We start from the raw sequence: 22,873 nt of genomic DNA, 5'->3' as shown, positions 1-22,873 counted from the left end.
GAAAAAAACCGGCATTTCTTGCGCTTCGAAGGCTCGGTGCTAGTGTCAGAAAATGGCCAATCATCCCTTGGCCACGGAGACGCTGTAATCACCATGATCCGATACCTCAAGGAACTGTTGCTGGTTCTGTATTTACTCAAAAACTACGACGACTACCTTGATCGCCTCACTGCTCTGGGCATCGGTTACCCGGTGTTGCTGTATGGCGCAATGTTCGTCGTACTGACGGTGGCGCTGTTCATGACCGCGTACATCCGCCAGGCGCTGATCCGTCATCTGTTCGCGTTGGCGATGTTTGGCTCGGCGGTGTTCTTCGACGTCTATACGCAAGTGACTGCCGGTTACATGACCTACAGCAGTTTTGTGTCGCTGGTGTATTCCGGTGGGTTCATTCAAGAAGCGGCGTACCAGTACCGCGATGCAATCGTCAGCGGGACAGCCAGTGGTTTGTTGCTGCTGTTCGGTATCGGGCTGAAACCGCGTCGACGGGCGCCGTTACCGGGTGCACTGTTGGTGGCGGCGCCAGTGCTCGGGGTGCTGATGCTCAGCGTAGTACTGTTCGTGCGGGCCGGTGAGGGAGCCCGTGGCTTGCCGATCATGTACACGCCGCTGGCCTATTTGAATCTGTTCACTTATGAAGCGCTGCACAACACCGTCGGCCCGCGAGAGCCGGTGAGCCTGACGCGCATCGATCAGCCGGTGGGGCACGACATCGTGCTGATCATCGACGAGAGCATTTCCGGCAACTATCTGGACATCAACACGCCGTTCGGTGTGCACAGCAACCTCAAGGAACCGCGCCCAGGCGTGGACATTTTCAATTACGGCTACGCGGCATCCATCGCCAATTGCAGCGCCGACACCAATGTCACCTTGCGCTACGGTGGCACCCGCGCCGACTACATGCGGATCAACAGCACGCTGCCGTCGATCTGGCAGTACGCAAAAAAGGCCGGGTTGCGCACTGTCTACATCGACTCCCAACGCACCGGTGGCAACTTGCAGAACCTGATGAACGCTGCCGAGAAAAAGGACATCGACGAGTTCGTGCAGTTCGATCGGACCAGCGTGCGCGACCGCGACATGGCCGCGGCGGCCAAGCTGATTGAACTGCTCAACGATGGTGAGCCGCAGCTGGTAGTGATCAACAAGGTCGGTGCGCACTTTCCGGTGCACGACAAATACCCGGACGCGTTCATGGCTTACCGCCCGACATTGCCCCGTGGGCAGTTTGTCGAAGTGGTGGACACGGGCACACGCGATGGTTTCAACGGTCAGCCAGATGATTGGTTGCTGTACCGCAATGCCTACAAAAATACTGTGTTGTGGAATGTCGGCGAGTTCTTTGCACGGGTTTTCGCTCAGGCGGATTTGAGTCATGCGCTGCTGATCTACACCTCGGATCACGGGCAGGATCTGCACGAGCGCGGTAACCCGGGGCTCAATACTCACTGCGGTGGTGATCCGGTGGAGGAAGAAGGGTTGGTGCCCCTGGTGGTGATTTCGGGCAGCGGTTTGAAGACCCTGGACTGGCTGTCGCAGTTGCCGGCCAACAAGGATCGCTCCAGTCACTACAACATCTTCCCGACGTTGCTGCAGGTGATGGGTTATGACCTGGCGGGGATCGAGGCGGTGTATGGCAAACCGTTAAGTGTGCCGACGGGGGACGATTTCACCTTTAACTATCGCTTCAATGCGCGGTTGGGGGCCAAGCCTGAGTGGAAGCATATTGACCTGAACAGCATTGTGACGCCGGGGCAGGTGGTGCCGAGTGTGGCGGTGGGGCAGTGAGATTTTGATGGGCTGATATGGCCTCATCGCGGGCAAGCCTCGTTCCCACAGTTTCGGTGATGTTCACAGGTTTTGTGTACGACACAGACACTGTGGGAGCGGGCTTGCCCGCGATGGCATTAGACCGTTCAACCAAAGATTATCGGGTGTACTCTCTACCCTTGCCCCCACTCATCAAAAGAGTTTCCCCTTCATGCTTCACGTCCAGGGCGTCTTCAAAAGCTACGCCACCCCCCAAGGCCCGTTGCCCGTGCTGCAAGGCGTCGACCTCACGTTGAAGCCCGGTAGCAGCCTGGCGCTGATGGGGGAGTCGGGCAGTGGCAAGAGCACCTTGCTGCACCTGATCGCCGGGCTGGACAAGGTCGATCGCGGCAGCATCCGTAGCGGTGAACATCGGCTGGAGCAGATGAACGAAAGCCAATTGGCGAACTGGCGGCGGACCGAAATCGGTCTGGTGTTCCAGCAGTTCAACCTGATTGGCAGTTTGCGCGTTGAAGACAATCTGGCGTTTCAGGCGCGTCTGGCCGGGCGCCACGATCCGCGTTGGCAGGCGCATCTGGTGCAACGTCTGGGGTTGGGAGATTTACTGCGGCGCTATCCGGAGCAACTGTCCGGCGGGCAACAGCAACGGGTTGCGTTGGGTCGCGCCCTGGCATCGCAACCGAAACTGCTGTTGGCCGACGAGCCCACCGGCAGCCTCGATGAAGCCACCAGCGATGAGGTGTTGAAGTTGTTGCTGGAACTGCTCGACGATAGCCCGACGACTTTGTTGATGGTCACTCACAGCCCACGGGTCGCCGCGCGGTTGGCGGACAAAGTGGTACTGCACGGTGGCCGTCTGGCTGGCGCGGACGAGCGCTGAGGTGCGGGTTTTTCGCGAGACGCTGCGGGCGCTGCTCAGTCATTGGCGGCAGCACCCGGTGCAATTTTTCAGTGTGCTGACCGGGCTCTGGCTCGCCACCAGCCTGCTGACCGGCGTGCAAGCGCTGAACAGCCAGGCGCGAGAAAGCTACGCCCGGGCCAGTCAGTTGATCGGCGGTGAACCACAAGCCAGCCTGCGTGCGCCAAGCGGTGGGGTGTTCGCTCAGCAACTGTTTGTTGACCTGCGTCGTGCGGGTTGGCCGGTTTCACCCGTGTTGCGAGGCCGAGTGACGCTCAAGGGCCATGAAGACCAGAGCTTACAGTTGATGGGCATTGAGCCGGTGTCATTGCCCAGCGGCTCCGCAGTGGCCGGGCGGTCGTTGGCGATTGAGCAGGTTGTCGAGTTTTTCACCGCGCCGGGCAGCACCTGGATCTCGCCGCAGACCTTGCAGGCGTTGGGCTTGCACGAAGGTCAAACCCCGGTGGCCCAGAGCGGAGTCACCTTGCCGCCGCTACGAGCCCAGACCGACATGGCGCCCGGTGTGTTGCTGGTGGACATCGGCTTCGCCCAGCAGATTCTGCAAATGCCGGATCAATTGTCGCGCCTGCTGCTGCCCAAGGATTTCACCGCGACCCTGCCGGATGAGTTCAAGGGCCAACTTCAGTTCAAAAGCAGCGGCGAAGAAAACAATCTCGCGCGCCTGACCGAGAGCTTCCACCTGAACCTCGATGCCTTGGGCTTTCTGTCGTTTGTGGTCGGCCTGTTCATCGTTCACGCGGCGATCGGGTTGGCGCTGGAGCAACGCCGAAGCTTGCTCAGAACCCTACGCGCCTGTGGAGTCAGTGCGCGCATGTTGATTACCTGCCTTGCCGTCGAGCTGGGTGCTCTGGCGCTGATCGGTGGTATCGCCGGCGTCGTCAGCGGCTACCTGCTGGCCGGCGTGCTGTTACCGGACGTCGCCGCCAGCCTGCGCGGCTTGTACGGCGCCGAAGTGCCGGGGCAGTTGAACCTCAGTGTGCTGTGGTGGTTCAGCGGTATCGGCCTGAGCCTGTTCGGCGCCTTGCTGGCCGGCGCCAACAGTTTGCTGCGGGCGGCGCGGTTGCCGTTGCTGGCGCTGGCCAATCCGCAAGCCTGGCATCAGGCCCACGCGCGCTGGTTGCGACGCCAGGGTTGGGTCGCCTCGATGGCTGCGGGGATCGCGTTATTGGCCTTAAGCTTCGGCGACAGCCTGAGCAGTGGCTTCGTGTTGATGGGCGCGGTGTTGATCGGCGCCGCACTGGCCTTGCCGGTGGTGTTGAATAGGGTGCTCGACTGGGTGCTTGGGCGCAGTCGTTCGGTGCTCGGCCAATGGTTTCTCGCTGACTGCCGTCAGCAACTGCCGGCCTTGAGCCTGGCCTTGATGGCGCTGCTGTTGGCGCTGGCGGCAAACATCGGCGCCGGCAGCATGACCGCCGGTTTCCGCCAGACGTTCAGCAACTGGCTCGAACAACGGCTGACCGCCGAGCTGTACCTTAATCCGCAAAATCCCGCCCAGGCTCGAGAGCTGCACACCTGGCTCAAACAACAACCTCAAGTCACCGCGGTGCTACCGAACTGGCAAGTGTCGATCCAGTTGCAGGGCTGGCCGGCGGAGGTCTTTGGCGTGATCGATCACCCGACTTATCGTCAGCACTGGCCGCTGCTGGAAGCCTTGGGCGACAACCCTTGGGAGCGACTGGCCAAGGACGATGCGCTGATGCTCAGCGAGCAACTGGCCCGGCGGTTGAAGGTACGGCTCGGTGATCACCTGACAATCCCGACGCCGAATGGCCCATGGTCGCCACGGATCGTCGGAATCTACGCCGACTACGGCAATCCCAAGGGCCACCTGCTGGTCAACATCAATCACCTGCTGCGCGGCTGGCCGCAGTTGACGCCCAACCGTTTCAATCTGCGCATCGAACCGGCATCGATCCCTGGGTTCCTGACCACGCTGCAAGCCCGCTTCACCCTGGACGAAGGCCGCATCGTCGATCAGGCCCGGCTTAAAGGCTGGTCCACGCAAGTGTTCGAACGCACCTTCGCCGCCACCGCCGCGCTCAACAGCCTGACGCTTTGCGTCGCGGGCGTGGCGCTGTTCATCAGCCTGCTGACCCAAAGCCAGAGCCGCCTCGGGCAACTTGCGCCCCTGTGGGCTTTGGGCGTAACCCGTCGCCAATTGATGCTGCTGAACCTCGGGCAAACCTGGTTGCTGGCGGTACTGACGCTGGTGCTGGCGCTGCCCTTGGGCATCGCGTTGGCGTGGTGCCTGGACACGGTGATCAACGTTCAGGCCTTCGGCTGGCGCTTGCCGTTACGGGTGTTTCCGCTGCAACTGTTGCAGTTGATGGGCCTGGCGTTGCTTGCGACATTGCTCGCGTCGGCGTGGCCGTTGTACTCGCTGTATCGCACGCAACCGGCGGATTTGCTGAGGACCTTTGCTCATGAAGATTAAGGTCGGCGTGTTGCTGCTGGCGCTGCTGAGCGGATGCGACAACTCGCCTGAGCCGGAAAAAGGTTTCGCCGGCCTCGGCCATCAGGCCGAGGCATTTATCCCGGTGGTGCCCGGGCGAGTCTTCAATTTTCCGCTAGACCACGGCCCACACGATGGCTTTCGCATCGAATGGTGGTACGTCACCGCCAACCTCAAGGACGATCAGGGCCAGGAATTCGGCGCGCAATGGACGCTGTTCCGCAGCGCCTTGAAAGCGACTCCCGAACAATCTGGCTGGAGCAATCAAACCATCTGGCTGGGCCATGCGGCCGTGACTTCCGCCACGGTGCACCATGCCGCCGAACGCTACGCCCGAGGCGGCGTCGGCCAGGCCGGCGTGAGCCTGGCGCCGTTCAAGGCATGGATCGACGATTGGCATTTCAGCAGTCAGGCCACCGATGAAGATCCTCTGGCGGACCTGCAACTCAGCGCCCGCGACAAGGCCTTCAACTACCAATTGCGACTGACTTCCACACGGCCGCTGGTACTTCAGGGCGACAAAGGCTTCAGCCAGAAATCCGAACAAGGCCAGGCGTCGTACTACTACAGCCAGCCGTTTTTCCAAGCCAGCGGCACGTTGGAAATCGACGGCAAAACCTACACCGTCAGCGGCCCGGCCTGGCTTGACCGCGAATGGAGCAGCCAACCCCTGACCGCCAACCAGACCGGTTGGGACTGGTTCGCCCTGCACCTGGACAGCGGCGACCAAGTCATGCTCTATCGCATGCGGCAAAAGGACGGCGCGCCATACCTCACCGGCACCTGGATCGATGCCCATGGGCAGACGCAGTTATTACAGGCTGACGACATCAGCCTCACACCCCAAGACACCGCCAACGTGGCTGGGCGAGCAATGCCCGTGAGCTGGTCGATCAAGATTCCCGGCAAGCACCTCGATATCACCATCGGCGCCCTCAACCCCAAAGCCTGGATGGACTTGCGCATTCCTTATTGGGAAGGGCCGGTGCAACTCAGCGGCAGCCATGGCGGGCAGGGGTATCTGGAGATGACCGGGTATTAAGATCAAAAGATCGCAGCCTTCGGCAGCTCCTACGGTTATGCGTACGCCGCAATGTCGCAGGTGTACTCGGTCGGTGTAGGAGCTGCCGAAGGCTGCGATCTTTTGATCCTGCTCTTAATGCGCCGAACCCACAGGAACTCCGAGAGACCTCCATCTCTCTACCGTAATAATATCGGCAGGAACCCGCCATGAGCGACGACCTCAAACCGCCCACCCTTGCCACTTGGCAGCGGCTGTTCGACGACAAGGCCTATTGGCAGCAATCTCCCGACGTGCATTACAGCGAATTGTTGCGCATCGCCGACGATCTGCTGGGGCAGGGCGCCATCGACCTTGATCAATGGCAGATCCTCAAAACCAAGGCCGATCAATCCCACAAAGACTCGCCCGCCGTGAACGTCGCCCACGAAGTCGACGATCCCGAAGCCTGAGGAGCTCGGCGAATCCACCGCGCAAGAAACTGCGGACACTCCCTGATCAGCGTCTATGCTCATCGGCACGGACGGCCCCGAACCTGGATTAAGAGCCGTCTGCTGCCATCCATCACAGGGAACGTACCGCTTATGAAGCTCAACGCACTGACCAAAGCCATCACCCTCGCCACCCTCCTGTCCACCGCCAGCCTCAGCGCCGTCGCCGCCGACATCCCACTGGCCGCCGCCGTGGAGGCCGATCAGGTCGTCACCAAAGTCCTGGCGGTCGACGCCGCCAACCACCAGGTCGTCCTTGAAGGCGCCGAAGGTCGGCAGGTCCATGTACAACTCAGCGACAAGGCCAAAAACCTCGGCAAACTGAAAGTCGGTGATCAGGTCAACATCGAAGTCGTCCGCTCGGTCGCGGCCTACCTCGATACCGACATTGACAAAGGCCTGCCAGGTTCCATCGAACGCACCGGCGAAATCCGCGCCACCAAAGACAACCCCAACCCCGGCGGCGAAGCCTACCGTCAGGTGCAGGTGCAGCTGAAAATCACCCACATCGACCTGAAGAAAAACCAGGTGACCTTCCAGAACCCGGCCGGCCAATCCAAAACCGTCAACGTCGAAAAGCCTGAAGTCCAGGCGAAATTGAAAGATCTGAAAGTAGGGCAGAGCGTTGTGGTGACCTATACCGACGTGCTGAAAGTGACCACTCAGCACCCAAGCTGATCATTACTTGTACGGATTGATTGTTCTTGTGCGGATAGTTGTATAAGAACAATCAGTTTTAATGGTCGAACTGGTGAGTTTTGGAAGTTTGTATCCGTTTTTTTAGCAAAGACTTACGAAATATTACGTGCATAAATTTCATGTTTATACCTAGGACATATCGGCCAAATTCTATTAAAATCCTTCCCGTTCGCCCGGTGTCAGGGCTCTTTACCGGTGCATGGATTGCCAGGCCATTACACTGGGCGAACACCTTCTTTGGGAGGCGGTGTTTAAAAGTTTTGGATATAAAAAATGGGCGACCTTGGAGTCGCCCATTTTTATTGGCTGGGTTAAAGGGGGCGTTGGACACCCCACCAGGGAGTTGTAATGGCGTTTGTAGCCTGAGTCCATTTCAACCCGAAATTGTATCCATTACCGGAGTGCTGGCCTGGAGCTGCTGCCGGTAGTTGACTGCACGCTGAAGCACTCGGCTCAAGGCTTGAAAATTTGCCGGTTTGGTCAAAATATCATTGGCACCGGCGGCCCTGAAACGCTCTATCTCGCTCGAAAAAGCACTCGCGGTGAAAGCAACGATGTAGCAAATATCGCCCATTGGTAGTTCGCGGATTTTACGGATGGCCTCCAGCCCATCCATGACAGGCATGTTGATATCCATAAAAATGATATCTGGAGTCGAAGTCATGCACTGATTGACCGCCTCCAAGCCATCTGACGCAAGGTCGGGTGCATAACCCAGCTCTTGTAACATCGCCATGGCAACTTTCTGACTCACGGGATGGTTTTCTACCAGCAGGATATCGAGCGGGTAATCCTCGGCAAAAGATGAGTCGAAACCAACCCATGCATGGTCGTCCCGGATGGGTAGTTCCGAGACTGAAAAAAGCTCCATGGGGAGTGAGAAGGAGAACGTCGATCCGACCCCGGCCTGACTGGTAAAGGATAAAGTCCCCTGCTGCGCCTCGACCAGGTTTTTGCAGATGGAAAGACCGAGCCCACTCCCGGTAAAGCGTTGACTGGCCAGTCCTTTAAACTGAGTAAAGGGCTTGAACAGGCTGTTTTGCCGTTCCATGGGAATACCTATGCCGGTATCGCGTATGGAGAATTCGAGTCGGGCTCGAGTGCCGTAACCGCTAGTCGTGACCATGAGCGATATTTTTCCGGCTTCGGTGAATTTAACCGCATTGCCCAGCAAGTTGATCAATATCTGGCGAAGGCAATTGGTATCGGTTTTGACCAAGGGAGGTACGTCTGGTGATACCTGGGCCTCAAGTACTATTGGCTTGTCCTGAATGTTTTGCCGGATCATTTCAATACTGGATGAAACCAGCGCTCTTATTTCGAAGACACGAGGCTTCAATTCAAGCTTGCCTGCTTCGATTTTTGCAAGGTCGAGAATGTTGTCGATAAGAGACAGCAGGGCTCGTCCACTTGTATTAATCGTTCTTAGCAGACTGCTTTGCTCGGCGTTCAGGGCCGACCTCGCCAGCAACTCGGTCGCGCCGATAACACCGTACATGGGCGTGCGGATTTCATGACTCATGGTGGCCAAAAATCTGGTTTTTGAACGATCAGCGTCCTCGGCGGCATTTTTTGCTCGATTCAATACCTGTTCGTTTACTTGCAGTTGCTGAAGATGAGCACGCATGCGTAAAAGGATGAAGGCGAGAAATACCAGAATGGCCAGGATGATATGGTTCAGGGAGTCCTGATTAAGTTGGCGGTGGTAGTCCGCCAACGTCATCTCCGCGCCCGCGACATAAATCGTACCGTCCTGCGATTTCATTGGGACGAAGACGGCGCGAAAGTCTCCCCAGTGATCCGAGTAGTCGATCCATGTGGGTTTGGTACGTTCAAAACTGTCGAGCAGAGCCTGACTGGCATCTGGATAGGGATCGAAGAATCGTACGAAATTCTTCTCTTGAATTTCTTTTTTCGATGCGCTGGAGCTGACCAGATAAGCCTTCCCCGCGCGTTTGACCACGCTGTAGACAAAGGCGGTTCCCATGGACTCGTTGAACCTGGAGAGCCGCTGAATGGCATCCCAGTCTTGCGCTTCCGATTTGGACTGTTTGTCGGTCAGATTGTCATGGTAACGGTCGCCGAGGATGGCCGAAGTGCCCAGCGCTGCATGCAGCAGCTTGTTATTAATGTTTTCAGTGAGATTTCCTTGAGTCTCGACGTAGAGGTAGTAGATATAGCCACTGACACCCACGATGTAGACCAAGAGTAAAGCCCATGTTTTCCGTCTGAGTTTGAACATAAATCACAGCCTCCATACTGCGCGCGGAAGTATAGTTTGAAGGTTGGTTGAAAACCATTGTTTTGTTTTTTGCTGTTTTCAGGTGAGGCGATGAGGTGTTAGTTGACCGAATGGCCAGTTTTTTTGGGGGGGCGGTTTTGGGAAAAAGTCCATCAGCGGGGCAAAGGGACAATGCTTGTCAGTTAATATAAATGTACAGAAACGTTCGGTGCGTGTTGGATCGCCAAGATGGATTTGTTTTTATGTGTGTGTCAACAGTAAATCTGTCTCGTTGATTAAGAAGTTTTCATTATATTTTTAATGCGATCTGAAATTTGGTTTGCATTGAGATTTTTTTGATTTTCAGAGTCATGCAGGCAAATCAGTTCCTGAAATAAAGTTCATCCAGTTGACGTCTACGTATCAGCAGGTATTCCTCCCAAACCTTGGGGAAGTCCTCATCCTTCGTAAATGGGAAGGTTAGATATATATGTTTGCCTGTCACGCTTATATACTCACGCGTACGTTTGAAGGCGGGCTGTTCGTACATTGAGATGCTTTCATCGTAACCGTCGTGACGGTGAAAGATACTTACCCGATGTGGCGCGATCATGCCCCGCGCAAAATCAATCACCCAACCATAATCCAGTCCAGTACTCAAATAGCCGTAAACACCGTCGCTTGAAAGGCGAATACATGATCTTGCCTGAGTACCATCGTCATCGTTCACTACGACGATCTTGTCTTTGAAGTATTGGATGCTTTTCTGATGTGGTCCTTGTAAAACCAAATTCCAACCTTCTGCCGACATGCGGAATTCACCTTGATTTTCAAATTCGGCGATCCAGCCGTTTGAAAGAGTGATTTGATGTTTGTTCACGTGTTGTCCTCAATATTTGGTGCAGATGGCCGGATGGATAAAGATAGCATGACGTTTGTTTTTTTGATTCTGTAAGCGTACGTTTGGTCCGACGTTTATGGCTATAAACTTTCCAGGTTTTTTGAAGCAAAAGTGGATGAAAGGGGACGGAACTGTTTTTGTGCGCATAGAAAGTAAATCTATCACTTGTATGTTTGCAAGTTTTCTAGATCTGTTGGTCCGCCATCATTGATTAGCTTTGTCATGCGCCGATTGTAAAGTTCGATGTTTTGTGCACTGTTGACGTTGTTCAGTTCTTGGCGCAGGAGTTTCATGGAATTTGATATTGTCTGCTTTTCGGTGCTAGATATATCGCGGATTAGGTCGAATCCATTTGCGGATAAGGCTGGAAATTTTTTCCGCATATAGTAATAGCAACCTATGTTTTCGAAAAGGTTGTTTGCATCTTCTAAGGTGTTATTAATAGTTGTTACGTATTTTTTGAACGCGTTTTTTAGTATTGACTCTGGATTTTTTTGTGTTTTTAGAAAGCCGCAAAGTCCTTGCCAGTTAATGATGTTTAGCTGGGTGTCCCAGTCAGGGTCTTTCGTGAAGTAAATGCCAGTTCCTCTGAAGAAGTCTGGGAACTCGTCTTTATTGTGCGCTTTTTCAAAGTTGCTGATCATTGAACACCAAAAAGTGAGGATAGTCAGAAAGCCAGATAAGGCATTGGCTCGCTTTATCTGTGTCGTCCATACAGGCCGATTCTTTCTTGTCCAGCTCAGTGAGCGTTCCGTACACATCCCGACGATAGAAAATTAGCCAACCGTCTCGTCCTTCGTGGACGATCGAATAGGTGTGTCCATTACCTTCAACGATCAGCGACCAACAGCCGAAGTATGCTCGTTGATCAGAGAATTCGGTGAGGGTGAACTCAGCATGCTGAATAGCGTTTTCCAGATAGGAATAAAGCAAGTGACAGACTCCTGTCCTTTATGAAGAAAACGTCATTTGATTATTTTTACGGAAAAAGTAACTGATGTTTTCGTTACCAAAATAAGTGGGGGAGAATTTGCATAAATTTGTGAAAAACCAATAGGTGCCTTTGTGGTTTTTTTATTTTGGTTTTAATGTTTATAGAGCCTCGAGTTCGATGGTGCAGCCATTTCTTTTTATTTTTTGAAGTTCTTGTTCAAATGAATATTTTGGTAGGTCTTTATATTTTACGTCGTATTCTTTTCTTAAGAATCTAAATAGGCGGCCTATGTTTTCCTTGCTCTTGTTGTTAATGCTTTCAATTAGGTCGTAGTTGTCGGTTGATAAAAATGGAAACATGCTTTTTGCTATGTAATAGGCCGCTATATTGGAAAGAAGTCCTTCAGCATCTTCGTAATTTTCGTTGAGGTATGTTGCGTACTCTTCAAATATGGTCGTCAGTAGACTTTGTGCGGTCGTTTGGGTTTTAAGTATACTGCACATTTCTTGCCAGTTACTTATGTATAGATGATCGTCCCACTCGGATCCTCTAGCGAAATAGATACCATGTCCTTTGAAAAATTCGGAAATTTCATGTTGATCTAAAGCTGTTTCGAACGACGTTTTCATTGAGGCTTTCCGGGAATAAATCTGTCCCTGTTCTTCTCTGCTTTTCTATCGGCTCCTGCTGCTAGGAAGCCTAAGTTATAGTTTTTCTAGGTCGATTGAACATCCATTGTTCCGAATTCTAGATAGCAAGACGTCTAAGGTTATAACGGGCTTTCCTATGCTTTGGGTTGCATATTCGTTTCGAAGTAGCCTGAATAGCCTGCCGATGATGGTCTTTTCTCCGTTGTTTGATTGCTCTATCAGGTCGTAGTTGCTGTTTGACATAAACTCGTAATCTTTGCGCATTGAGTAATAGCTGCTGATGTTGGATATTAGCGATTCAGCATCGTTGTATTCATTCTTAAGTGAGTGTAAGTATTCGGCAAATGAAAGCTCTAATGTTTTGTTGGGGTCGCTCTTTGATTGCAGGAATCCACAAAGTCCTTGCCAGTTGTTAATGTAAAGATGGACTCCCCAGTCGGGGTCTCGCCAGAAATATTGTCCGGAGCCTTTGAATAACTCGGGGAGCTCTCCATTTTCCAGTGCAATTTGATATTTTGTTTTCATTGAAGTTACTCCCATCCTTCAAATTGCTTCAATAAGGTATTGATATCGTTGTTATGTTGGACTTTCTCGGAGCCTATGAGCGCGGCCTTCTTAGGAAAAAGTAGGAAAAAGGGAGCGGATATATTTTTATGAGTGCGTAGAAAATATCCTACCCCCTTTTTTGTAGTTTTTCTTCGCCTTTTTTCTTGATGTCAGCTACAGTTTTTCTAGATCAAAATTGCAACCATTTGCCTTTATTTCAGACAGAAATTGGTCAAGACTAATCACAGGCTTGCCAGCATTTTGGTTGGCGTACTCTCTGCGTAGAAGTTTGAACAGTTCGCCGATTGTTTTTTTGTTTCTTTCGCTAAGGCTCGCTATTAAGTCAAAGCTGTCTTCGGACATGAACGATGTATCATTTCGCATTAGATAGTAACAGCTTATATTTAACAGCAAGGAGTCTGCATCTTGGTAGCAACTCTGCAGCGATGTTAAATACTTGCTGAATACGTCAAGTAGTATTTTGTTTGGGCTTTCTTTAGATTTAAGATATCCGCAGAGACCTTGCCAGTTGTTGATATAGAGGTGATCTCCCCAATCAGGGTCTCGGGAAAAATATTGTCCTTGACCTTTAAAAAACTCCGAGGGCTCATTGTTTTCTAGTGCGATCTGAAATTTGGTTTTCATTGAAGTTTTTCCCAGTCCTCAAATTGGCTTAATAATTCATCGACACTTTTATTATGCTGTATTTTCTCAGAGCCTATTAGGGCCGCCTCTTTGGTGCCGCTTTTCGTTGCTCCGCCGGGAACCCACTCTTTTGGATAGGCACCATTTTCTTTCCCGTTCGGCATTTCGTATTTGAATCGGGCGTCTCCGGGTTTTATACGGACGAGATAAATGGCCAGATCCTCCGACCCAAAATTCAGCTGATCGCTGAGGACTCGCCAGTCGTTATTTGACAGCCAAAGGGGACAGATTTATTTTCATGAACGCTTAGAAAATAAATCTGTCCCCTTTTCTTAGGTGGCTTCTGGGCTCTTGTCGTTCATGTATACTGAAGGGCCGCAAAGGAGTGGGAGTTTTGTTGTGAACTCTATTAGTGATTCTTCATTGGAAGCGTGAATGGTAAAGAGATTTTTGTTTTGGCTTATAGTTACGTTTAATTTTTCTTTCGTGGGTATGTTTTTTATTTTTAGATCGCTGATTCCGCCGCAATTTAGACCGATGCGACAAGTATTAAATTCGGACCTTTTCCACTTTATAGGAGGTGCATCAGGGAGTTCGGAAATATCAAATTCCAGTATGATAGTTGGCCTACTATTATCGATGTTTACTGTGAAAAGCTCGATGGTACTAATGGCTACGGGGGTTGTGAATACCTGGTTAAAAAAAGTACTGCCGTCGAGATCGTTCCAGAATTTCATTCTTAATCCTTAAAGTAGTAGTGATCTTTTGCACCTGGAACTTTCCCCGTTCTGGTGTTTTCAATCGGTCTTAAATTAAGATGCGCAGTCTGGTCGCCTTTGTTGCCAGGTTCATTGTACTGATGCCCGGCAGAGTGGTCTTGAACTATCACCTTTGATCCGTCAGCGCGCGTGTATTGGTACTCTCGTGTCAGTATCGGTTTTCCTTCGTTGTTCAAAATACTTTCACCGGTCTTGTCTGTCATTCTCACATACTTGTATTGACGTGTTTTCCCTGTCGTGGGGTCGTAAACGGCGTCAGGTTGCTGGGTTGCTGGGTTTTTGGGATTCCAGCTTCGGACTTCGCTTGTTTGAAAGCACCATTACGAGACTCTTCGGGCGGTGTGGGCTCGCTTTGCTTACCAGAAGGCGGCTTGTCTTTGCTTCCCGGACAATTTGCATTCAACCCCAACGGATCCACCCACCCCGTAGGGTTAGGCACGTACTGGTAGTTGTTCAACCCACCCGCAAGCTTGATCGGATCCGGCGTCAGAACCGTCCAGTCCCCGGATTGTAGTAGCGATGCCGGTTGTAATGTAAGCCCGTTTCCGCATCGAAATACTGGCCCTGGAACCGCAACGGGTTGTCGATTTCGGCAACATCGAGGGTGGCGAGGTTGCCGTAGGCGCGGTATTTCGCCGACCACATGATCTCGCCGCTGTAGTCGGTGAGTTCCTGCGGCGTGCCGAGGTGGTCGAGTTGGTAGTAGAACGGCGTGGCTTTGAGTGTGCCTTCGCCATCAAGCATCGCCAGTGGACGGAAGCTGCCCGGTTCGTAGATGTAAGGGCGGCAGCATCGCAAGCTACAAGTACGACGCCTTCGGCCGCCGCATTGCCAAGACCGTGGACGGCCACACCACCGAATTCCTGTGGCAAGGCGAACGCCTGATCGCTGAAAGCGCCGACAACCGCTATCGCCGGGCAGGCTGACGCCGATCAGGCGGTGCTGGCAGTCGTAACGGTACTCAGTGACGAGTTTCTGCCCGGCGCCACGACGTTCGCGGATCAGGTTACCGTGGGCGTCGTAATCATAGTGGCGGTCGCCCTGCATCAGCAGGCGGTTGCCTTTGACGTTGGCCAGGTTCGCGGTTGGTTGGTCGCCTTGGCCGAGGAGGTTGCCCGCCGGGTCGTGGGCGAAGCTTTCCGGGGTATTGCCATTGACGTTAGGTTTATATGGTGCAAAATACCTTAAAGTATAAAGGTTTCATGGGGTTATTGTTTTTAGCGTTAAGCTAATATTGATGCAGAGTTAAGTTTTTTTTGAATGTGGTGCTTTGGTCTAAAAATTAAATAGGTTTAAGGGGGTGGGGGTGAGCGACGAGGTCAATGCTTTAAGCAAGTTTTTGAGCTATGTATTACGTCATAAGCCTGAGTGCATTGGGCTGGAGTTGGACAGGGAAGGATGGGCTGTGGTCGCTGAACTAATCGCTGGCGCGGCTGAGAAAGGGGTTTGTATAAACTCTTCAAAGGTGCAAGAGTTGGTTTCGCTAAGTGATAAGAAACGCTTCGAAATTTCAAGTGATGGGCTTAGGGTTCGCGCAATACAAGGGCATTCGACAAAGCTAGTTAGGCGAAACTATGTTGAGTTTAAGCCTCCTTTGTTTTTATATCATGGCACAGCGACACGCTTCTTGGATTCTATCCGTCAGCATGGTCTAAATGCGGGTGAAAGGCATCATGTGCATTTGACACAAGATAAAGATTCAGCGCTGGAAGTCGGTCGGCGATACGGTAAGGTAGTCATACTAAAAGTCAGTAGTCGCTCAATGCATGTTGAGGGATATAAATTCTTCAAGACGGAAAATAATGTGTGGTTGACCACTTGTGTGCCACCAGAGTTTATAACTGAAGTTGAGCTGGAGTAGCTAACTACTCCTCTTTCTCCCATTTTTGGTGAGTCTTTATTGCCTCACTGAACCATTCGTTGAAATTGTTGTAAGTTCCGTGTAACTCCCAGCCTTCTGAAGCATAAGCGTGGATAATTAATACTTTTGGCTCTCCGGAACTATCGTCACCATCGAAGCAGGCAATGTCGTCGTTAGCGTTAAATTTTGCAAATGGTATTAAATCTCTTTTTGGGTAAAGTTTTTTTAGTGCTTGATACCAATAGTTTACATCTCCATCCTCAAATGCAATAAACCACCAAGGCTCGATGTCAATAGGTGGGCTAAGGCTAATAGTGGTTATAAAGTTTTCCGGGTAGGAAAAGTCCTGTCTATTTTGAATTTTTAGATAAAAGCTCATTCTTTACCACTCAGTTTTGGCAGTTCATGTGATCCGTAAGGCGTTTCTTTTCCGAAACGTTTAGGTGACTGTTTACCTACTCGCAACTCGATTGCCTGCCCCCAAGTATCCGGTTTTTTTCCTTTTACGGCGAAGCGCTGTTGTTCTGGTTCGGTTACTACGTCGTTATATCCACGTTCTCTAGCTTCCACTTTGATCCCTGCTTCACGTGCAGCCCTTACACGAGTGTTATCCATGCTGGTTAGATGACCATCTGGCATTCGTACGACATCAATTGGATCACCTTGCCAGCCTTTTTCTCTCATGCTAGTGACTAAATTATCATACGTATAATTATTTCCATCTCTGTCCATCTTGTTATACGAAACTGACGTCTGGGAGAAACGCACTTCATTGGGATCAATAGACCTTACTTTTGGGCAGTTTGCCACTTTGCTGCTCAACCCCAACGGATCCACCCACCCCGTAGGGTTAGGCACGTACTGGTAGTTGTTCAACCCGCCCGCGAGCTTGATCGGATCCGGCGTCAAAAACCGTCCAGTCCCCGGATTGTAGTAGCGATGCCGGTTGTAATGTAAGCCCGTTTCCGCATCGAAATACTGACCCTGGAAGCGCAGCGGGTTGTCGATTTCGGCAACGTCGAGTGCGGCGAGATTACCGTAGGCGCGGTATTTCGCTGACCACATGATCTCGCCGCTGTAGTCGGTGAGCTCCTGCGGGGTGCCGAGGTGGTCGAGTTGGTAGTAGAACGGCGTGGCTTTCAGTGGTCCTTCGCCATCGAGCATCGCCAGTGGGCGGAAGCTGCCGGGTTCGTAGATGTAGCTGCGATAGCGGTTGTCGGCGCTTTCGGCGATCAGGCGTTCGCCTTGCCACAGGAACTCGGCGGTGTGGCCATCGACGGTTTTGGCGATACGACGGCCGAAGGCGTCGTACTTGTAGCTCGCGGTGCTGCCGCCGGGCAGGCTCACGACGATCAGGCGATGTTGGCAGTCGTAGCGGTACTCGGTGACGAGTTTCTGGCCGGCGCCGCGACGTTCGCGGATCAGGTTGCCGTGGGCGTCGTAGTCATAGTGGCGGTCGCCCTGCATGAGCAGGCGGTTGCCTTTGATGTTGGCCAGGTTCGCGGTTGGCTGGTCGCCTTGGCCGAGGAGGTTGCCCGCCGGGTCGTGGGCGAAGCTTTCCGGGGTGGTGCCACGGACGTTGATCAGGCGATCGAGCGGATCGTAGTGATAGCTGCGGTTGCCTTTGCGGCTGTCGTCGATACCGGCAAGGTTGCCGTTGGCATCGTAGGCGTAGCGGCGGCGGAACAGGTTGCGGTCTTGCTGGCTGACGGTGTGGGCTTGCAATCGGCCTTGTTCGTCGTACTGGTATTGGCTGAGCAGCAGGCCTTGTTGGCGCTGCTGTTCGCGCCCCGCGTTGAACTGGTGCGTGGTCAGGCGCGAGCCGTTGAGGTCGATGCTGTTCAGGCGGCCGCCGGGTTGGTGGCGGTAGTCGAGTTTGCTGCCGTCGGGGAGGCGGCAGTGGCTCAGTTGGCCGAGGTTGTCGTACTCGTAACGCAAGGTGCCCCAGCCTTGGTGTTCGGTGATCAGGCGGTCTTGCAGATCGTATTCGTAGGCGAGGGGCCAATGGCCGTCGTCGACGTTTACGAGGCGCCCGAGGGCGTCGTAGCTGTAGTGAATTTCCTCGCCATCGGCCAGGGTTTTCACCAGCAAACGGCCTGCGGCATCGCGCTGGTATTCGGTGACCAACTCACTGCCGTCGTCACCGAATTCGGTTTTCTTCAGCAGTTGGCCGTTGAGGTCGTACTCGTAGGCGGTACGGCGACCGTCGAAACCGGTTTCCTGCTGGATCAGGCCGTTCGGGTAGTAATCGAGGTGGTAGTGCTCGCCACGTTCGTTTTCGATTTCAGTAAGCAGCAAACGTGAGTTGTCGTAGCGGTAGCGAAGCTGACTGCCATCCGGGTTGAGGCGACGGCTGACCAGGTGCAGGCCATCGGCGTATTCGTAGCGGGTGACGCGGCCCAGTTCATCGCGTTCGGCAGTGACTTTGCCGTAGGCGTTGTAGGTGAAGGCACGCGTAGCGCCGCCGGGCAGGGTGATTTGCGCGAGGCGGTTGGCAGCGTCCCATTGGTAGTGGGTGATGGCGCCGGTTTCTTCCTGACGGGTGATCTGCCGGCCCAAGGCGTCGTAACGGTACTTGCGCTGGCCACCGTCGGGCAGATGCTCCTCCAGCAGTTGGCCGAGGTTGTTCCAGCCCAGTTGATGACGGCTGCCATCGGGGTGACGGATTTCCAGCAGCCGGCCTTGGCGGTCGTAGCTGTAGAGGGTGGCATTCCCGTGCGGGTCAATCTGCTGAGTGATATCGCCCTGATGGTTGCGTTGATATTTCCAGGTGGCTTTGCCTCGGTGCACGTCGCTGACGAACCCGTTGCTGTATTCATACGAAACGGGTTCATCTTCTGGAGGAATAACGGCGGTCATCAAACCGTCTTCGTCGTACCGATACTCGGTAACAGCACCCAGCGGATCTTTTTCTGCGATCAGCTGACCTTTTTCGTCATAGGCCTTCAGGTGTTCAGCGCCGTCGGGATCGATCTTGCTGATTAGCCGCGCTTTATCGTCGTGGGTGTAAACCTCTTCGCTGCCATCGGCGTTGGTAACGGTGACACTGCCTTTATCGTCCCAGGCGTAATGCGCTTCCATCTGCGAGAAACTCGCCCAGTGATGGATGCAGCGTGACAACTTGCCTTCGTTCTCCCACTCCCAGAAGAAACTCGCGCCACCCGCCAGTTGCCGCTCAAGAATCACATGTTGATCGTTGTAGCGATAGTGTTCGGCTTCACCGGCAGCGTTCCTCGCTTCAATCAGGCGGTGCTGCGTGTCATAGCTGTACGTGACCAGCGTCTGGAGGGTGTTCCAGGCGTCTTCCAGATTGTCGGCGGGAATGAACTGCTGATAGTCAACGGCGATGATGTGTTTACGGTCGTATCGCAAGAGCAGGGCGCGACCGGCACCATTGTCGAGGCGTTTGATTCTGCCGTGGATGTCACGGGTGATATGCAGCCGATTGCCATAGCTGTCGCTGATGGCGATCAGGGTTGCGCCCTTGCTGTTGTAACGGAAGTGGTAGAACGATGGACGGCTCCCGGCTTGCGCCAGAACCAGTTCCGACGGGTCGTCACCGAGGAAAATCGCTGCCCGTGACAGGCTGTTGGTGATCGCCGGGCGTTGTTGGTTTGGAAGTGGAAATGGCGTTGCCCGATTTTCGTGGTCGGTCCAGAGGACTTCGTCGCCATTGATTTCGATTCGGTGCGCCAGCGCATGGCTCCAGCCATAACCCAGACCACAATCGATTTCCACTGCGCTGCTTCGATAAAGACGTGTCCACTCAAACGGCAGCAGGCCGTCGAGCTGGCCATCATTGAGCGTCAATAACTCTTCACCGGTGACCATCGACACGGGGCACTTGTCGGTACAGGTTTTCGCCGCAGGCTCAGCGCTTTGGTCGGCAGGTGTCTTGGCTTGCCTGGAAGCGTCGTCGCCGGTTTTGCCCTTGCCCAGTTTTGCGTTTTTCTTCCCGTCAAAACGAACCTGCGCCACCCCTTTTTTCACCTGAGCCGTCACGCCACGAGCCGCCACAGCAGTGTATTTCGCGACGTATTCCATGAAGCCTTTGATGATCTTGAACACCGACTCCACAAAACCGGTCACGGCCTTGATGATGATTTCGCCGTACTTTTTCAAGCGCGCGGCGAGGTAAATGACACCAGTACCCTCTGCAGCAATGGTCAGCACGATCGAAATCACGATGTCGATCGCGATGCCGACGACCGCCGCCGTGGTCATTTTTGCGGCGTCACCGGCCATCTTCATCGGTGGCAGGCCGGCCAGCCAGATCACGGCACTGCGTACCATTAGGAACAGCGCGGCCTCGTCGCTGGCCAGCAGCATGGCTTTTTTCATGACGTCTGGCGCTTCTTTTGCCAGAGCTACCAGTTTTTGTGTGCCGGCACCGAGGTCTTTCGCAAACTTGCTCGGGTCTTGCAGGATATCGAGCACCAGGCTGATGCCGTCCCAGACCCCTTTGATCGCTTCCCAACCACCTTCAAGGATGCCGTTGCCGACAGCCATGGCGGTTCCCGAAGCGGACATGTTCGACCATTGCGGTTTGAAGCCGGCCCATTCCTTACGCAGGAAACCTTCCAGTTGCCCGGTCAGGCCGTCATAGGACTTGAACAGGGTATCGATCTGAGCCGGCGTTACTTCGTTGTGAACACGGATCTTGTAGAACTTGCCCGGAACACCGCCCGTCCAGCTGGCTTTGCCTTGTGCGTCGAGTTTGACTTTGCTGACAGCGCCGCCTTCTACCGCAACGATTTCGACTTCGATGTCACCCAGCGGGATGTCATACACCGATTCGAATTTGCTCTCGATCAGCAGCGGCCCCTTGAGCGGGCACTGGGCAACGTTCGAGGCGAAGTCGCCATCGGTCATGCTCACCGATTTGCTGGTGTTGCCGACTTTTATCACACGCTCCATGCCGAGCAGGGAGGGCAGGTCTGTTGCTCGACTGCCTTTGTCGGCGGCTTTCGCGTACCAGGTTTTGGTCTGTTCTTGATACAGCTTCAAGCTGTCCTTGAACGTGCTCAGTTGGTTGTCAACGTAGGCAACGCGATCCATCAGCCTTGCTCCAGAATCAGGTGGTTTAACAGTGCTTCATTAAGGTTTTTCGGAGCATCCGGGCGGCGCACGAAACGTGCGATTTTCAGCTTCAGATTGCTCTCGGGGTAAGCGGCGTAGATGTCTGGACGTTCCTCTTCCAGCCATTGCATCAGGTTGCCGATAAGGGTCGACGGGTTTTGTTTCGCGAGACTGTCGAGCAACTTCTGCGGCACCTCCCACCAAGGCCAGTCCTTCGCCGATGGCACCGCGCGCGGCCCCACTTCCAGGCTCTTCCCATTGATCAGGTACCGATCAAACACCGGCAGCACTTCACCGGCGGCATCGCCGAGTCCTGCCAGAATCGGGTAGATATGCCGCCCATCCCAAAACCGGAAAAACACTTCCGTCCCATCCGGCATCTTCACTTGAGTCAGGCTGCGAAGGTGTTCAAACACCACGTTCGGCTCGGAGCGGGATACGGCCAGCCATCCCCAATCGAGGGCGTCGGTTTCGGCGATCCATGGCAGGAAGCTTGAGTTGGGTTTCAACTCGGTGAGGTAGGGCATCACTGGCTGCCAAGCCGCGTAGGGTGTACCGCCCCAGATCGGGATCGCCTGGGTTGTGGGTTCATTTTGGTAAAGCGTCTTGAGCGCTTCGGCATCACTGGCCGCACTGATGATCAGGTAAAGGCGTTCACCCGGCAGTAGCGGGGTTTCGGATAACCAGACCTGTGGATTGGTGTTTTCAGATGTCACAACAGCCGTCCTTGATGAGTGAATCTAAAAACTCATATCCGCTTCAATATTTTCTTCGTAAGTCGAGAGCAACTTCACAATGCTTTCGTTTCCGGAGTATTTCTCTTTCAACTGCTTCAGTTTTTGATCTGTGCCTTTGCAGTATTTATTGATGTCGCTGATGACACGGCTGAGGTTGTCCGGGTCGGCGGGGTCCCGTTCAGGAATATCTCCGCGCAAAGAATCACAGTTGTCTCTGTTTTTGATGTAGCCGGAGACGTCGGTCGGAACGGACTCAGCATTTTCCGTTTCGCAAGAATTTGACGTTGGCTCTGCATCGTAACCTAGGCTCAAATACAAGTGACCGTTCAAACTCCCATTTTTTCTAGAGAAGAGATGAACGCCTTCTTGACTCAAACAGGTGCTGATAGTTGTAGCTTGGTCCTTGATCTCAACGGCTGAGACGCCGTTTTCGGTTGCATTTTTACCAACTACAGCTATGCCGATGAAAGGTGCTGTGTATTGAATGTCAAGCCCATAGATGTGCATGTCGGATTCGTTGAGCAGGTCCATTGCATCGCCCTGCTGCTGTTTTTCACCAGTTGTTTTTGTTAATTTGCAGCAAGCAACGGTTCTATCCTGAGGAAATTGGACTGAAATGACTTCGTTGCTTGAAATATTCTGGGTTGTATATAAATAAGTTTGCCCGTCTGGGTTGTTTTTAACGAATCCAAATCCAGTGTCTTGGGCAAATGCTGACCCTGAAAAAATAGTCAGAATGATGAAAAGAGTATGTTTAATGTCCATCGGTTGACCAATGTGGAGGGTCGGAAACAAGCTTTTTAACTCCATATGTAGTACCTACTGGATTCAAGTCGCTTAAGTGAGTGATCACAACGGAGGCGCCAGAAGCGTTTAAAATTGTTTTTCCAGACATGTTGGATATTGTCATGTCTATGACCTTTCGCTGTGTATGGCGATTTGTAAGTGCCGGCGGATACACAATCCCGTAGCCCGACGCCATGCTGGTCGCAGCACTGATTGATTAAGCTGGGGTGCTATGGACCCACTCGATATTTACACCGTCCATTTCAGGTACGTCTTCTGGTGCACCCATTGCGTGCCGCTTAGCTCCTTGGTCGGGATGCTAACAGTTACAGGTGTCTGATCCGTGGTTGGAGTGAGCGTCGCTTGTTGTGTTGCCATA

At 53.3% G+C, this 22,873-nt stretch carries 20 protein-coding genes and 1 pseudogene; 7 read left to right on the top strand and 14 right to left on the bottom strand.

Going from position 1 to position 22,873, the window contains the following annotated elements; all coding sequences use genetic code 11:
• Positions 1 to 93 precede the first annotated feature (93 nt).
• The 6 genes from TU81_RS10585 to TU81_RS10560 all read left to right on the top strand — a co-directional run bounded on the left by TU81_RS10585 (position 94) and on the right by TU81_RS10560 (position 7,334).
• The gene (locus TU81_RS10585) at positions 94 to 1,791 is read left to right on the top strand and encodes a sulfatase-like hydrolase/transferase (protein ID WP_038984016.1); all 1,698 of its coding nucleotides are present in this window, start codon (positions 94 to 96) and stop codon (positions 1,789 to 1,791) included.
• 193 nt (positions 1,792 to 1,984) lie between these two features.
• Entirely contained in the window at positions 1,985 to 2,653 is a 669-nt protein-coding gene (locus TU81_RS10580) for an ABC transporter ATP-binding protein (protein WP_048394989.1), read from the top strand.
• 1 nt (position 2,654) lies between these two features.
• Complete coding sequence (locus TU81_RS10575) at positions 2,655 to 5,126, top strand: ABC transporter permease (protein WP_048395328.1); 2,472 nt, start codon at positions 2,655 to 2,657, stop codon at positions 5,124 to 5,126.
• Positions 5,116 to 6,186, top strand: a complete 1,071-nt coding sequence (locus TU81_RS10570) for a lipocalin-like domain-containing protein (protein ID WP_048394987.1) — start codon at positions 5,116 to 5,118, stop codon at positions 6,184 to 6,186. The genes TU81_RS10575 and TU81_RS10570 overlap by 11 nt, the downstream gene beginning before the upstream one ends.
• Positions 6,187 to 6,374: 188 nt before the next feature.
• Positions 6,375 to 6,617, top strand: coding sequence for a hypothetical protein (locus TU81_RS10565; RefSeq protein ID WP_038984012.1), 243 nt, complete (start codon positions 6,375 to 6,377; stop codon positions 6,615 to 6,617).
• A gap of 132 nt (positions 6,618 to 6,749) precedes the next feature.
• Positions 6,750 to 7,334, top strand: coding sequence for a hypothetical protein (locus tag TU81_RS10560; RefSeq protein ID WP_038984011.1), 585 nt, complete (start codon positions 6,750 to 6,752; stop codon positions 7,332 to 7,334).
• 394 nt (positions 7,335 to 7,728) lie between these two features.
• Here the strand turns inward: TU81_RS10560 and TU81_RS10555 are convergent, their stop codons facing one another.
• The 10 genes and pseudogenes from TU81_RS10555 to TU81_RS31010 all read right to left on the bottom strand — a co-directional run.
• Positions 7,729 to 9,597 (bottom strand): ATP-binding protein, encoded by a 1,869-nt coding sequence (locus tag TU81_RS10555; protein WP_048394985.1) that lies wholly within the window; start codon positions 9,595 to 9,597, stop codon positions 7,729 to 7,731.
• A gap of 361 nt (positions 9,598 to 9,958) precedes the next feature.
• Complete coding sequence (locus TU81_RS10550; protein WP_038984007.1) at positions 9,959 to 10,456, bottom strand: hypothetical protein; 498 nt, start codon at positions 10,454 to 10,456, stop codon at positions 9,959 to 9,961.
• Between the two features lie 182 nt (positions 10,457 to 10,638).
• Positions 10,639 to 11,121, bottom strand: a complete 483-nt coding sequence (locus TU81_RS10545; RefSeq protein ID WP_048394977.1) for a hypothetical protein — start codon at positions 11,119 to 11,121, stop codon at positions 10,639 to 10,641.
• Positions 11,105 to 11,410, bottom strand: a complete 306-nt coding sequence (locus TU81_RS10540) for a hypothetical protein (protein WP_170287825.1) — start codon at positions 11,408 to 11,410, stop codon at positions 11,105 to 11,107. The genes TU81_RS10545 and TU81_RS10540 overlap by 17 nt, the downstream gene beginning before the upstream one ends.
• 159 nt (positions 11,411 to 11,569) lie before the next feature.
• Positions 11,570 to 12,040, bottom strand: coding sequence for a hypothetical protein (locus TU81_RS10535; RefSeq protein WP_048394975.1), 471 nt, complete (start codon positions 12,038 to 12,040; stop codon positions 11,570 to 11,572).
• Positions 12,041 to 12,115: 75 nt separating this feature from the next.
• On the bottom strand, positions 12,116 to 12,586 hold the full coding sequence (locus TU81_RS10530; RefSeq protein WP_038984001.1) for a hypothetical protein: 471 nt from the start codon (positions 12,584 to 12,586) through the stop codon (positions 12,116 to 12,118).
• Between the two features lie 195 nt (positions 12,587 to 12,781).
• Entirely contained in the window at positions 12,782 to 13,252 is a 471-nt protein-coding gene (locus tag TU81_RS10525; protein ID WP_048394974.1) for a hypothetical protein, read from the bottom strand.
• Positions 13,249 to 13,416 (bottom strand): hypothetical protein, encoded by a 168-nt coding sequence (locus TU81_RS30290; RefSeq protein ID WP_156877867.1) that lies wholly within the window; start codon positions 13,414 to 13,416, stop codon positions 13,249 to 13,251. Before TU81_RS30290 ends, TU81_RS10525 begins: the two co-directional genes overlap by 4 nt.
• Positions 13,417 to 13,584: 168 nt before the next feature.
• Positions 13,585 to 13,989, bottom strand: coding sequence for an Imm50 family immunity protein (locus TU81_RS10520; protein ID WP_048394972.1), 405 nt, complete (start codon positions 13,987 to 13,989; stop codon positions 13,585 to 13,587).
• A gap of 2 nt (positions 13,990 to 13,991) precedes the next feature.
• Positions 13,992 to 15,192: pseudogene (locus TU81_RS31010) on the bottom strand (RHS repeat-associated core domain-containing protein); the annotation flags it as partial.
• Between the two features lie 145 nt (positions 15,193 to 15,337).
• Here TU81_RS31010 and TU81_RS29500 point away from each other — a divergent pair.
• A complete protein-coding gene (locus TU81_RS29500; protein WP_082157832.1) occupies positions 15,338 to 15,892 on the top strand; it encodes an RNA 2'-phosphotransferase in 555 nt (184 codons plus the stop codon).
• Positions 15,893 to 15,896: 4 nt separating this feature from the next.
• Here the strand turns inward: TU81_RS29500 and TU81_RS10500 are convergent, their stop codons facing one another.
• Genes TU81_RS10500 through TU81_RS30760 form a run of 4 tightly spaced genes read right to left on the bottom strand, consistent with a single transcriptional unit; the run spans position 15,897 to position 22,518 of the window.
• Complete coding sequence (locus tag TU81_RS10500; RefSeq protein ID WP_048394964.1) at positions 15,897 to 16,271, bottom strand: SMI1/KNR4 family protein; 375 nt, start codon at positions 16,269 to 16,271, stop codon at positions 15,897 to 15,899.
• Positions 16,268 to 20,950 carry an RHS repeat-associated core domain-containing protein gene (locus tag TU81_RS10495; protein WP_048394962.1) on the bottom strand — a complete coding sequence of 1,561 codons (4,683 nt, stop codon included), beginning with the start codon at positions 20,948 to 20,950 and terminating at the stop codon, positions 16,268 to 16,270. Before TU81_RS10495 ends, TU81_RS10500 begins: the two co-directional genes overlap by 4 nt.
• Positions 20,950 to 21,687, bottom strand: coding sequence for a DUF4123 domain-containing protein (locus TU81_RS10490; RefSeq protein ID WP_048394960.1), 738 nt, complete (start codon positions 21,685 to 21,687; stop codon positions 20,950 to 20,952). The genes TU81_RS10495 and TU81_RS10490 overlap by 1 nt, the downstream gene beginning before the upstream one ends.
• Before the next feature lie 24 nt (positions 21,688 to 21,711).
• The gene (locus TU81_RS30760; RefSeq protein WP_048394958.1) at positions 21,712 to 22,518 is read right to left on the bottom strand and encodes a hypothetical protein; all 807 of its coding nucleotides are present in this window, start codon (positions 22,516 to 22,518) and stop codon (positions 21,712 to 21,714) included.
• Between the last annotated feature and the right edge of the window lie 355 nt (positions 22,519 to 22,873).

It is taken from the genome of Pseudomonas lini, assembly GCF_001042905.1.
Taxonomy (GTDB): domain Bacteria; phylum Pseudomonadota; class Gammaproteobacteria; order Pseudomonadales; family Pseudomonadaceae; genus Aquipseudomonas; species Aquipseudomonas lini.
The sequence above is the reverse complement of the archived record's forward strand: the minus strand, read 5'-3'. Positions and strand labels throughout refer to the sequence as shown.

Coding starts and splice junctions, on each gene's coding strand:
- TU81_RS10585 (WP_038984016.1), top strand. CDS start 94: ATGATCCGATACCTCAAGGAACTGTTGCTGGTTCTGTATTTACTCAAA.
- TU81_RS10580 (WP_048394989.1), top strand. CDS start 1,985: ATGCTTCACGTCCAGGGCGTCTTCAAAAGCTACGCCACCCCCCAAGGC.
- TU81_RS10570 (WP_048394987.1), top strand. CDS start 5,116: ATGAAGATTAAGGTCGGCGTGTTGCTGCTGGCGCTGCTGAGCGGATGC.
- TU81_RS10565 (WP_038984012.1), top strand. CDS start 6,375: ATGAGCGACGACCTCAAACCGCCCACCCTTGCCACTTGGCAGCGGCTG.
- TU81_RS10560 (WP_038984011.1), top strand. CDS start 6,750: ATGAAGCTCAACGCACTGACCAAAGCCATCACCCTCGCCACCCTCCTG.
- TU81_RS10555 (WP_048394985.1), bottom strand. CDS start 9,597: ATGTTCAAACTCAGACGGAAAACATGGGCTTTACTCTTGGTCTACATC.
- TU81_RS10545 (WP_048394977.1), bottom strand. CDS start 11,121: ATGATCAGCAACTTTGAAAAAGCGCACAATAAAGACGAGTTCCCAGAC.
- TU81_RS10535 (WP_048394975.1), bottom strand. CDS start 12,040: ATGAAAACGTCGTTCGAAACAGCTTTAGATCAACATGAAATTTCCGAA.
- TU81_RS10530 (WP_038984001.1), bottom strand. CDS start 12,586: ATGAAAACAAAATATCAAATTGCACTGGAAAATGGAGAGCTCCCCGAG.
- TU81_RS10525 (WP_048394974.1), bottom strand. CDS start 13,252: ATGAAAACCAAATTTCAGATCGCACTAGAAAACAATGAGCCCTCGGAG.
- TU81_RS30290 (WP_156877867.1), bottom strand. CDS start 13,416: ATGCCGAACGGGAAAGAAAATGGTGCCTATCCAAAAGAGTGGGTTCCC.
- TU81_RS10520 (WP_048394972.1), bottom strand. CDS start 13,989: ATGAAATTCTGGAACGATCTCGACGGCAGTACTTTTTTTAACCAGGTA.
- TU81_RS10500 (WP_048394964.1), bottom strand. CDS start 16,271: ATGAGCTTTTATCTAAAAATTCAAAATAGACAGGACTTTTCCTACCCG.
- TU81_RS10495 (WP_048394962.1), bottom strand. CDS start 20,950: ATGGATCGCGTTGCCTACGTTGACAACCAACTGAGCACGTTCAAGGAC.
- TU81_RS30760 (WP_048394958.1), bottom strand. CDS start 22,518: ATGGAGTTAAAAAGCTTGTTTCCGACCCTCCACATTGGTCAACCGATG.